Genomic DNA, 10,610 nt, shown 5'->3' with positions numbered 1-10,610 from the left:
GGGGGGGGGGGCGGGCCGCGCGCCCCCCCCCCCCCCCCCCCCCCCCCCCCCCCCCCCCCCCCCCCCCCCCGACCCCTCCCGTATGAGGTGGGAGGAGGAGACGGTGGGGGTTCGCGTGGGTGGGTTGGCGCGGGTTGTGTGTGGCGTGATGCGGGAGCGTAGGCCAGCCCACCTGTGCGCCTTGGTACCGGTACACAGGGCCCCTATCCGCCTTCCGACAGGGATCCAGGACCTATGGCGCTTTGGCAGGCGGATGCAGGCCCCCAAACTCCTCCTCGACACACCCACACCAACCCACCCACCCCAGGCCCCACCCACCCGTCTTTCAACCCACCCCCAACGGGAGGGGACGGGCCGGAGGGGGTGGTGTGCAGGACGTAAAGCGCAGCAGTCCTGCACACCACCCCCGCAGGCCCGTCACCGCACCCAACAGCCCCGCGCAGCGGACAACGCCCGCGCCGCAGGCGCAACGACGAGACGCCACACGGCGGCAAACCCCACAACGTGGAAAGAGGCCCGCGCCGCCAGGCGCAAACGCCAACCCTCACGGCGGGAACGCCGACAACGTGGGAACCGGCCAAGCGCCAGCACTCACGTTCCGTACACCGGCCGCGCCGGCTCCGACTTCGTGAGGAGTTTGCGGGTGGTTTCGCCGGCCTCGGACGGGGTCCAGCGGGCTCCCTTGTCGGCGGTGGGGCCGGGGCGCCAGCCTTCCATGACGGTGATGCGGCCGCCCTCGGCTTCGAAGACGCGGCCGGTGATGCCGGCGCTGTCGGCGGAGGCGAGCCAGACGACCAGGGGGGAGACGTTTTCGGGGGCCATGGCGTCGAAGTCGCCGTCGGTGGGGGCGGCCATGGTGTCGGCGAAGGTCTGTTCGGTCATGCGGGTGCGGGCGGCGGGGGCGAGGGCGTTGACTTGGATGCCGTAGCGGCCGAGTTCGGCGGCGGCGACGAGGGTCAGGCCGAGAATGCCGGCCTTGGCGGCGGAGTAGTTGCCCTGGCCGACGCTGCCCAGTAGGCCGGCGCCGGAGCTGGTGTTGATGACCCGGGCGTCGGGCGTCCGGCCGGCTTTGGTCTCGGTCCGCCAGTGCGCGGCGGCGTGCTTGAGGGGCAGGAAGTGGCCTTTGAGGTGGACCCGCATGACGGCGTCCCAGTCGTCCTCGGCGAGGTTGACGAGCATGCGGTCGCGCAGGAAGCCGGCGTTGTTCACCAGGGCGTCCAGGCGGCCGAAGGTGTCGAGGGCGGTGGTGACGAGGGAGCGGGCGCCGTCGTCGGTGGTGATGTCGCCGGTGTGCGCGACGGCCTGGCCGCCGTGGGCGCGGATCTCCTCGACGACCTGTTGGGCGGGGCCGCCGGAGGCGCCGGCGCCGTCGGCCGTCACTCCGAGGTCGTTGACGACGACGGCGGCTCCTTCCGCGGCGAGGGCGAGGGCGTGGGCGCGGCCGAGGCCCCGCCCGGCCCCGGTGACGGCGGCGACGCGTCCGGTGCAGATTCCGGTCATCTCATGACTCCTTGGACTGGTTGACGGTGGCGGCGTCGAGGAAGGCGGGGCGTTCCCCGCCGCCGTGGACGAGCAGGCTGGCGCCGCTGACGTAGCCGGCGTGGTCGGAGGCGAGGAAGACGCAGGCGTCGCCGATCTCGGTGGGTTGGGCGAGCCGGCCGAGCGGCACGGTGGCGCCGACGGCGGCGATGCCGGCCTCGTCCCCGTAGTGCAGGGCGGAGAGTTCGGTGCGCACCATGCCGAGGACGAGGGTGTTGACGCGGACGTGCGGCGCCCATTCGACGGCCATCGAGCGGGCGAGGTTGTCCAGTCCCGCTTTGGCGGCGCCGTAGGCGGCGGTGCCGGGTGAGGGGCGGGTGCCGCTGACGCTGCCGATCATGATCACCGAGCCGCCGTCGGGCTGGTCGCGCATCACTTCGTAGGCGGCGAGCGCGGCGGTGAGCGGGGCGATGAGGTTGAGTTCCACGACGCGGGCGTGGCGTTCGGCGGTGGTGCCGTCGAGCAGCCGGTAGGGGCTGCCACCGGCGTTGTTGACCAGGCAGTCCAGCCGCCCGTGGTCGGCCGCGACGCCCTGGAAGAAGTCCTGGACGGCGGCGGGTTCCCGCAGGTCCACGGCGTGGAAGCGGGCGGTGCGGCCGTCGGCGGTGACGGGGGTGTCCGGGGGTCGCCGGGCGCACACCACGACCGTGGCGCCGGCCCGGAGGAAGGACCGGGCGATGCCGGCGCCGACGCCCCGGGTACCGCCGGTGACGACGGCGACCCGTCCGGTCAGATCGAGGTTCAGGGACAACTGGTACCTCCCGCGGCGGGCGATCCGCTGCTAACTTCGCTACCTAACAAACGCTTGGTGGAAAGGTAGCTGATCTGCTCATGGGTGTCTCCACCTCCGCACCCGACCAGGGCGTCGCGGTCGTCACCGTGGACTTCCCCCCGGTCAACGCACTGCCCGTACAGGGCTGGTACGACCTCGCCGACGCCGTACGGGCCGCCGGCCGCGATCCGGACGTCCGGTGCGTGGTGCTCACCGCCGCGGGTCGCGGGTTCAACGCCGGCGTCGACATCAAGGAGATGCAGCGCGACACCGCGTCCGGCGGCCACGGGGCGCTGATCGGCGCCAACCGCGGCTGCGCCGAGGCGTTCGCCGCGGTCTACGAGTGCGAAGTGCCGGTGGTCGCCGCCGTGCACGGCTTCTGCCTGGGCGGCGGCATCGGTCTGGTGGGCAACGCCGACGCGATCGTGGCGAGCCACGACGCCACCTTCGGCCTGCCCGAGCTGGACCGCGGCGCGCTGGGCGCCGCCACCCACCTGGCCCGTCTGGTCCCCCAGCACCTGATGCGGGCGCTGTACTACACCTCGCGGACCGCCACCGCCCACGAACTGCACGCGCACGGCTCCGTCTGGAAAGTCGTGCCGCGCGACGAACTGACCGACGCGGCAATGGAGTTGGCCCGGGAGATCGCCCGCAAGGACGGCTTCCTGATCCGGCTCGCCAAAGCCGCCATCAACGGCATCGACCCGGTCGACGTACGCCGTAGCTACCGCTTCGAGCAGGGCTTCACCTTCGAGGCCAACCTCAGCGGGGTCGCGGACCGGGTCCGCGACACCTTCGGCGCCGACGGGCCCCACAAGGACGAGGAGGACCGATCGTGACCGACAAGACCATGACCCCCGAGGACGTCGTGGCGCGACTGCACAGCGGGATGACCCTGGGCATCGGCGGCTGGGGCTCCCGCCGCAAGCCGATGGCGCTGGTCCGGGCGCTGCTGCGGTCCGACGTCACCGATCTGACCGTGGTCTCCTACGGCGGACCGGACGTGGGACTGCTGGCCGCGGCCGGGAAGATCCGCAAGCTGGTCACCGCGTTCGCCACGCTGGACTCGATCCCGTTGGAGCCGCACTTCCGCGCGGCCCGGCAGGCCGGCGGCTTCGAGCTGAGCGAGATCGACGAAGCGATGTTCATGTGGGGGCTGCGGGCGGCCGCCAACCGGCTGCCCTTCCTCCCCATCCGGGCCGGTCTGGGCTCGGACGTGATGCGGGTCAACCCCGACCTGAAGACGGTCACCTCGCCGTATGAGGACGGCGAGACCTTCGTGGCGATGCCGGCACTGAGGCTGGACGCCGCGCTGGTGCACCTCAACCGGGCCGACCGGCTCGGCAACGGCCAGTACCTGGGCCCCGACCCGTACTTCGACGACCTGTTCTGCGAGGCGGCGGACAGCGCCTACGTCTCGTGCGAGGAGCTGGTGGACGACTTCGGGGCGGCCGCGCCGCAGACCCTGCTGGTCAAGCGGCACGCGGTCACCGGCGTCGTGGCGACCCCGCACGGCGCGCACTTCACCTCCTGCGTCCCGGACTACGACCGCGACGAGGCGTTCCAGAAGCTCTACGCGACCACCCCCTGGCCGGAGTTCGCCGCCCGGTTCCTGCACGGGGACGAGAAGGACTACCAGGCGGCCGTCCAGACCTGGCACGAGGAGACCCGATGACCAGCCGCGCCGAATACTCCGTGCTCGCCTGCGCCGACGCCTGGCGCGACGACGGCGAGGTGCTCGCCAGCCCGATGGGCGCCGTCCCCTCGATCGGCGCCCGGCTCGCCAAGCGCACCTTCTCCCCCGACCTGCTGCTGACCGACGGTGAGGCGCTGCTGGTCGGCCTGGACGGGCGGGCCGAGGGTTGGTTGCCCTACCGCCAGCACCTGGCCATGGTCACCGGCGGCAAGCGGCACGTGATGATGGGCGCCAGTCAACTCGACCGGTTCGGCAACCAGAACATCTCCTGCATCGGTGACTGGGAGCGGCCCGACCGGCAGCTCCTCGGTGTCCGCGGCGCGCCCGTCAACACCCTGAACAACCCGACGAGTTACTGGGTTCCCAAGCACTCCCGGCGGGTCTTCGTCGAGAAGGTCGACATGGTCTGCGGGGTCGGCTACGACAGGGCGGCCGCGGCCGGGCCGTCCGCCACCCGCTACCACCGCATCCCGCGGGTGGTCAGCAACCTGGGCGTCTTCGACTTCGCCACCGCGGACCACTCGATGCGGCTGGTCTCGCTGCACCCGGGTGTCACCGTCGAGGAGGTGCAGGAGGCCACCGGCTTCCCGCTGGGGCGGGCCGACGAGGTCCCGTACACCCGCGAGCCGACCGCCGAGGAACTGCGGCTGATCCGCGAGGTGATCGACCCGAAGGGGCTGCGCGACCGCGAGGTGCCGGCGTGAGCACCGACCGTGCCCCGGCCGCCGGCTCCCCCACCGGGGACGCCCCGGCCCTCGCCACGCGACTGACCAAACTGGTCGGCGTGCGGCACCCGATCGTGCAGACCGGGATGGGCTGGGTGGCCGGCCCCCGCCTGGTGTCCGCCGCCGCCAACGCCGGCGCACTGGGCATCCTGGCCTCCGCCACCATGAGCCCGGACCAACTGCGGTCCGCGGTCCGCGAGGTCCGGTCCCGCACCGACCAGCCGTTCGGGGTCAATCTGCGGGCGGACGCCGGTGACGCCGCCGAGCGCGTGCGGATCATCGTCGACGAGGGCGTCCGGGTCGCCTCGTTCGCGCTGGCGCCCTCGCGCGAGCTGATCGCCCGGCTCAAGGACGCCGGGGTCGTCGTCATCCCGTCCATCGGCGCCCGGCGGCACGCCGAGAAGGTCGCGGCCTGGGGCGCCGACGCGGTCGTCGTCCAGGGCGGCGAGGGCGGCGGCCACACCGGGAACGTCGCCACCACCGTGCTGCTCCCCCAGGTCGTGGACGCGGTGGACATCCCGGTGATCGCCGCCGGTGGCTTCTTCGACGGCCGGGGCCTGGTCGCCGCGCTCGCCTACGGGGCGGCCGGGATCGCCATGGGCACCCGCTTCCTGCTGACCTCGGACAGCACCGTGCCGCCGGCCGTCCAGGCGCGCTACCTGGAGGCCGCCGTCAAGGACGTCACCGTCACCACGAAGGTCGACGGGCTCCCGCACCGGATGCTGCGCAGCGAACTGGTCGAGGCGCTGGAGCGGTCCGGGCGCACGAGGGCGCTGCTGCGCGCGGTGCGGCACGCCGCGTCGTTCCGCAAGCTGTCCGGCCTGAGTTGGGCCCAGATGGTCCGCGACGGGCTGGCGATGAAACACGGCAAGGACCTGACCTGGAGTCAGATCCTGTTGGCGGCCAACACCCCGATGCTGCTCAAGGCGTCGATGGTGGACGGCCGCACCGACCTCGGCGTGATGGCCTCCGGCCAGGTGGCCGGGGTGATCGAGGACCTTCCGTCGTGCGCCGAACTGGTCGACCGGATCATGACCGAGGCGCACCGGTCACTGGCGGGCCTGCCCCGCTGACCCCCACCGCCCGGGGTGCGGACCGGCACCGGTCCGCACCCCGGGCGTCCCTCCCCTCCCCCTCCCCCTCAGGAGCTGCCGCGTGTACCCCTCCCGACGACGCGTCACCACCCTGCTCTTCGGCTCGGCGCTGGCCCTCGGCGGGCTCGCCGCCACCGGCTGCGAGACCTCCGCCGACGCCGCCACCGCCCCGCGCAACCGGCGGAGCACCCCACCGCCGCCCGACCGCCGGGTCCCGCTGCACGGCGCGGTCAACTGCCGCGATCTGGGCGGCTACCGGACCGAGAACGGCAAGCAGCTGCGGTACGGCCGCCTGCTCCGCTCCGACTCGCTCGCCAAGCTGACCCCCGAGGACGTCACGGCGGTCGGCCGCCTCGGGCTGCACACGGCCATCGATATGCGGGTGCCCTCGGAGGTCTCGTTCGACGGCGCGGACCGGCTGCCCTCCGGGCTGACCGTCACGTCGCTGCCGATCGACGACACGGGGCTGTTCGCGGCCATGCAGGCGGCCATCGCCACCAAGGACCCGGTCGCGCAGCAGCGCCTGCTGGGCGACGGCAAGGCGGCGGCGCTCATGAGTGACATGTACCCAACATTCGTCACCAACGCCGCCAACCGCGCCGCGTTCGGCACCATGTTCGCCCGGATCGCCGACGGGGACCGCGTGCCACTGCTCTTCCACTGCACCTCGGGCAAGGACCGCACCGGCTGGCTGAGCTACCTCCTGCTGCGCCTGCTCGGCGTCCCGCACGCCACCGCGCTGGAGGACTACCTGCTCTCCAACACCCTGCGCCGCGAAGCCGACGCCGCGGTGCGCGCACAGCTCAAGCAGGCCGGGATGATGCAGGACCCGGACCTGCTGATCCCGCTCCAGGAGGTGCGCGCCGCGTACCTGTCGTCCGGGCTCGACCGACTGCACCGCGACTACGGCAGCATCCCGCGCTACCTGGCCACCGGACTGGGCGTGGACGCCAAGACGACGGCCCGGATCCGCGCGCTGCTGCTGCGCTGACCCGGACCGCGCACCACCCGCCCGGCGGCGGCTATATGACGTACCGTCAGAGGCGTTCGATGATGGTCACGTTGGCCTGGCCGCCGCCCTCGCACATGGTCTGGAGGCCGAACCGGCCGCCGGTGCGCTCCAGTTCGTTCAGCAGCGTGGTCATCAGCCGGACGCCGGTCGCCCCCAGCGGGTGGCCGAGGGCGATGGCCCCGCCGTTGACGTTGACCCGCTCGGGATCGGCGCCGGTCTCCTTGAGCCAGGCCAGCACCACCGGCGCGAACGCCTCGTTGATCTCGACCAGGTCGATGTCGTCGATGGTCATCCCGGCCTTCTTCAGCGCGTGCGCGGTGGCCGGGATCGGCGCGGACAGCATCCGGATCGGGTCCTCGCCGCGGACCGAGAGGTGGTGGATCCGGGCGCGCGGGGTCAGCCCGTGCTCGGCCACCGCCCGCTCGGATGCCAGCAGCATCGCCGCGGCCCCGTCGGACACCTGGGAGGAGACCGCTGCGGTCAGCCGGCCGCCCTCGACCACCGGCGCCAACCCCGCCATCTTCTCCAGCGAGGTCGCGCGGCGCGGCCCCTCGTCGGTGGTGACCTCGCCGTACGCGACGAGTTCCCGGTCGAAGCGGCCCTCGTCGATGGCCCGGATCGCGCGCTGGTGCGAGCGGAGCGCGAACTCCTCCATGTCCTGCCGGGAGATGTCCCACTTGGTGGCGATCAGCTCGGCGCCGTGGAACTGGTTGACGGGCTGGTCCCCGTAGCGGGCCCGCCAGCCTTCGGAACCGGCGTACGGGCCCTGGGTGAGGCCCAGCGGCTCGGCGGCCTGCCGGCTGGCGAAGGCGATCGGGATCTGCGACATGTTCTGCACCCCGCCGGCCACTACCAGGTCCTGGGTTCCGGAGAGCACTCCCTGGGCGGCGAAGTGCACGGCCTGCTGCGAGGATCCGCACTGCCGGTCGACGGTGACGCCGGGCACCTCCTCCGGCAGCCCGGCGGCCAGCCAGCAGGTGCGGGCGATGTCCCCGGCCTGCGGCCCGACGGTGTCCAGGCAGCCGAAGACGACGTCCTCGACCGCGGCCGGATCGATCCCGGTGCGGCCCATCAGCGCGGTCAGCACGTGCGCGCCGAGGTCGGCCGGGTGGACGCCGGACAGTCCGCCGCCCTTCTTCCCCACCGGGGTGCGGACGGCATCGACGATGTACGCCTCGGACATGATGAACTCCTTGGTCAGATTCTGCGGATGTACCGGTCAGTCGCGCAAGGCGATACCGTCCAGCACCATCGAGAGGTACTGGCGGGCGATCTCCTCGGGACTGTGCCGTGCGCCCGGCCGGTACCAGGAGGCGGCGACCCAGACGGTGTCGCGGACGAACCGGTACGTCAGCCGGATGTCGAGATCGGTGCGGAAGACCCCGTCGGCCACCCCGCGCTCCAGCGTGCCGAGCCAGGCCCGGGCGAGGCGGCGCCGGGCGTCGGCGAGGTAGCCGAAGCGCGGATGCCGGTCGGCGAGGTGCCGGGCCTCCTTCTGGTAGATCGCGACCGCCGCGTGGTGCCGGTCGATCTCCCGGAAGGACTCGGTGACCAGCGCCTCGATGGTCTCCCGCGGGCCGAGGCCGGCGGCCAGCACCGCGTCGTAGCCGGCCCACAGCTCGTCCAGGAAGGCGGTGAGGATCTCGTCCACCATCGCTTCCTTCGAATCGAAGTGGTAGTAGAGGCTGCCCGCGAGCATCCCGGCCGCGTCCGCGATCTGGCGGACGGTGGTCGCGTTGTAGCCCTGCGCGGCGAACACCTCGGCGGCGGTGGCCAGGAGTTCGCCGCGCCGCTCCTCACGCATGCTGCGAGCTGACCGAGACGGACTCCCCGGTCATGTACGAGGCGTAGTCACCGGCCAGGAAGACGATCACGTTGGCCACCTCCCACGGCTCGGCGTACCGCCCGAACGCCTCCTTCGCGGTCAGCTCGGCCAGCAGTTCCGGGGTGGTCACCTTCACCAGGTGCGGGTGCATGGCCAGGCTGGGCGAGACGGCGTTGACCCGCACCCCGTACTCGGCGGCCTCCACCGCGGCGCAGCGGGTCAACGCCATCACCCCGGCCTTGGCGGCGGCGTAGTGCGCCTGGCCACGCTGGGCGCGCCAGCCGATCACGGAGGCGTTGTTGACGATCACGCCGCCAGCCCCGGTGGTCTTCATCCGGCGCAGCGCGGCCCGGGTGCAGCGGAAGGTGCCGCCCAGGGTGACGTCGAGGACCTTCGCCCACTGGTCGTCGGTCATGTCGACGAGATCGGCGGTGCCGCCGAGTCCGGCGTTGTTGACCACGATGTCGAGCCGGCCGTGCCGCTCCTCGGCCAGTGCGTACAGGGCCGTCACCTGCGCCTCGTCGGTGACGTCGCAGGGCAGTCCGGCGACCCGGTCGGCCCCGAACTCCTCGGCCAGCGCGTCGGCGCTCTCGGCCAGCCGGCGGGCGTGCGCGTCCCCGATGACGATCCGGGCGCCCTCCTCCAGGAACCGGCGCGCGGTGGCTCCGCCGATCCCCGCGCCGGCCGCGGCGGTGATCACGGCCGTCCGCCCCTTGAGCAGGTCGTGACCGGGCACGTAGGACGGTGCCGTCATGCCTTCGCCTCCTTCGGCAGGCCGAGCACCCGCTCGGCGATGATGTTCCGCTGGATTTCGTTGGAGCCCGCGTAGAGGGTGTCGGCGCGGGAGAAGAGGAAGAGCCGCTGCCAGTCGTCGAGGTCGTACGGCTCGCCGGCGGCGAGCATGCCGCCCGCGCCGCAGACGTCCATGGCCAGTTCGCCCAACTCGCGGTGCCAGGTGGCCCAGTAGATCTTCCCGATCGACGCCTCGGGGCCGGGGGCGCCGGCGGCGACGCCCTCCAGCATCCGCAGGGCGTTGCAGCGGATGGTTTCCAGGCCGATCCAGGCCCGCGCCAGCCGGTCGCGGAGCAGCGGGTCGTCGGCCGCGCCGTTCCGTCGGGCCACCTCCATCAGGGTCTCCAACTCCCTTCGGAAGCCGACCTGTTGTCCCAGTGTGGAGACTCCGCGCTCGAAGCCGAGGGTGGCCATCGCGACCCGCCAGCCGTCACCCGGCGCGCCGACCACGTGTGGGGCGCGGGCCCCGTCGAAGAACACCTCGTTGAACTCCGAGGTGCCGGTGAGTTGGGTGATCGGCCGGACGTCGACGCCGGGCTGGTCGAGTGGCACGAGGAGGTAGGAGAGCCCCCGGTGGCGGACGGAGCCCGGTTCGGTGCGGGCGACGACGAAGCACCATTGGGAATCCTGGGCGAGCGAGGTCCAGATCTTCTGGCCGTCGACGACCCAGTCGCCGCGCTCCTCGTCGAAGGCGGCCCGGGTCCGGACGTTCGCCAGGTCCGAACCGGCGTCGGGCTCGCTGTACCCCTGGCACCACAGTTCCCGGACGGCGCCGATCTCCGGGAGGAAGCGGGCCCGCTGCTCGTCGGTGCCGAAGGCGATCAGGGTGGGGCCGAGGAGTTGCTCACCGATGTGGTTGACCCGCGCGGGCGCGTCGGCCAGTGCGTACTCCTCGTGGAAGGCGACCTGTTGCTCCAGGGTCGCCCCGCGGCCGCCGTGCTCCACGGGCCAGCCGACGCAGGTCCAGCCGGCGGCGGCCATGTGCCGTTCCCAGGCCAGGCGTTCGGCGAACGCCTCGTGTTCCCGGCCGGGGCCGCCGCGGCCGCGCAGGGCCGCGAACTCCCCGGTGAGGTTGGCCCGCAGCCAACTGCGGATCTCGGTGCGGAAGCTCTCGACGGTGGTGGGGGCCTCGACGCTGCTCATGGCCGTACGTTA

The 10,610-nt window shown here is 72.7% G+C and carries 11 protein-coding genes; 5 read left to right on the top strand and 6 right to left on the bottom strand.

Going from position 1 to position 10,610, the window contains the following annotated elements; genetic code table 11:
* Positions 1-591: 591 nt before the first annotated feature.
* Positions 592-1,500, bottom strand: a complete 909-nt coding sequence (locus ACLJT4_RS35635) for an SDR family oxidoreductase (RefSeq protein ID WP_411128876.1) — start codon at positions 1,498-1,500, stop codon at positions 592-594.
* Between the two features lies 1 nt (position 1,501).
* The gene (locus ACLJT4_RS35630; protein WP_411128874.1) at positions 1,502-2,290 is read right to left on the bottom strand and encodes an SDR family oxidoreductase; all 789 of its coding nucleotides are present in this window, start codon (positions 2,288-2,290) and stop codon (positions 1,502-1,504) included.
* An 80-nt stretch (positions 2,291-2,370) separates the two neighbouring features.
* Here ACLJT4_RS35630 and ACLJT4_RS35625 point away from each other — a divergent pair, with 80 nt between their 5' ends.
* The 5 genes from ACLJT4_RS35625 to ACLJT4_RS35605 all read left to right on the top strand — a co-directional run bounded on the left by ACLJT4_RS35625 (position 2,371) and on the right by ACLJT4_RS35605 (position 6,817).
* Positions 2,371-3,150, top strand: a complete 780-nt coding sequence (locus ACLJT4_RS35625; protein ID WP_016579269.1) for an enoyl-CoA hydratase family protein — start codon at positions 2,371-2,373, stop codon at positions 3,148-3,150.
* On the top strand, positions 3,147-3,986 hold the full coding sequence (locus tag ACLJT4_RS35620) for a CoA transferase subunit A (RefSeq protein WP_020930300.1): 840 nt from the start codon (positions 3,147-3,149) through the stop codon (positions 3,984-3,986). Before ACLJT4_RS35625 ends, ACLJT4_RS35620 begins: the two co-directional genes overlap by 4 nt.
* Positions 3,983-4,711, top strand: coding sequence for a CoA-transferase subunit beta (locus ACLJT4_RS35615; RefSeq protein ID WP_411128871.1), 729 nt, complete (start codon positions 3,983-3,985; stop codon positions 4,709-4,711). The genes ACLJT4_RS35620 and ACLJT4_RS35615 overlap by 4 nt, the downstream gene beginning before the upstream one ends.
* Positions 4,708-5,805: an NAD(P)H-dependent flavin oxidoreductase gene (locus ACLJT4_RS35610; RefSeq protein ID WP_411128869.1), complete on the top strand. Its 1,098-nt coding sequence runs from the start codon at positions 4,708-4,710 to the stop codon at positions 5,803-5,805. The genes ACLJT4_RS35615 and ACLJT4_RS35610 overlap by 4 nt, the downstream gene beginning before the upstream one ends.
* A gap of 82 nt (positions 5,806-5,887) precedes the next feature.
* On the top strand, positions 5,888-6,817 hold the full coding sequence (locus ACLJT4_RS35605; RefSeq protein ID WP_411128867.1) for a tyrosine-protein phosphatase: 930 nt from the start codon (positions 5,888-5,890) through the stop codon (positions 6,815-6,817).
* A gap of 46 nt (positions 6,818-6,863) precedes the next feature.
* Here ACLJT4_RS35605 and ACLJT4_RS35600 read toward each other — a convergent pair whose 3' ends face one another.
* From ACLJT4_RS35600 to ACLJT4_RS35585, 4 genes are read right to left on the bottom strand one after another with little or no spacing between them, the layout of a single operon-like run.
* Positions 6,864-8,021 (bottom strand): acetyl-CoA C-acetyltransferase, encoded by a 1,158-nt coding sequence (locus ACLJT4_RS35600; RefSeq protein ID WP_411128865.1) that lies wholly within the window; start codon positions 8,019-8,021, stop codon positions 6,864-6,866.
* 36 nt (positions 8,022-8,057) lie between these two features.
* Positions 8,058-8,642, bottom strand: a complete 585-nt coding sequence (locus ACLJT4_RS35595; RefSeq protein WP_233661085.1) for a TetR/AcrR family transcriptional regulator — start codon at positions 8,640-8,642, stop codon at positions 8,058-8,060.
* Positions 8,635-9,417, bottom strand: coding sequence for an SDR family oxidoreductase (locus ACLJT4_RS35590; protein WP_411128863.1), 783 nt, complete (start codon positions 9,415-9,417; stop codon positions 8,635-8,637). Before ACLJT4_RS35590 ends, ACLJT4_RS35595 begins: the two co-directional genes overlap by 8 nt.
* On the bottom strand, positions 9,414-10,598 hold the full coding sequence (locus ACLJT4_RS35585) for an acyl-CoA dehydrogenase family protein (RefSeq protein ID WP_411128861.1): 1,185 nt from the start codon (positions 10,596-10,598) through the stop codon (positions 9,414-9,416). The genes ACLJT4_RS35590 and ACLJT4_RS35585 overlap by 4 nt, the downstream gene beginning before the upstream one ends.
* Positions 10,599-10,610 lie beyond the last annotated feature (12 nt).

Origin of the sequence: Streptomyces sp. x-19, assembly GCF_046549115.1 — a bacterium.
GTDB classification, from domain to species: domain Bacteria; phylum Actinomycetota; class Actinomycetes; order Streptomycetales; family Streptomycetaceae; genus Streptomyces; species Streptomyces albulus_C.
This window is presented reverse-complemented; position numbering and strand designations above follow the sequence as displayed.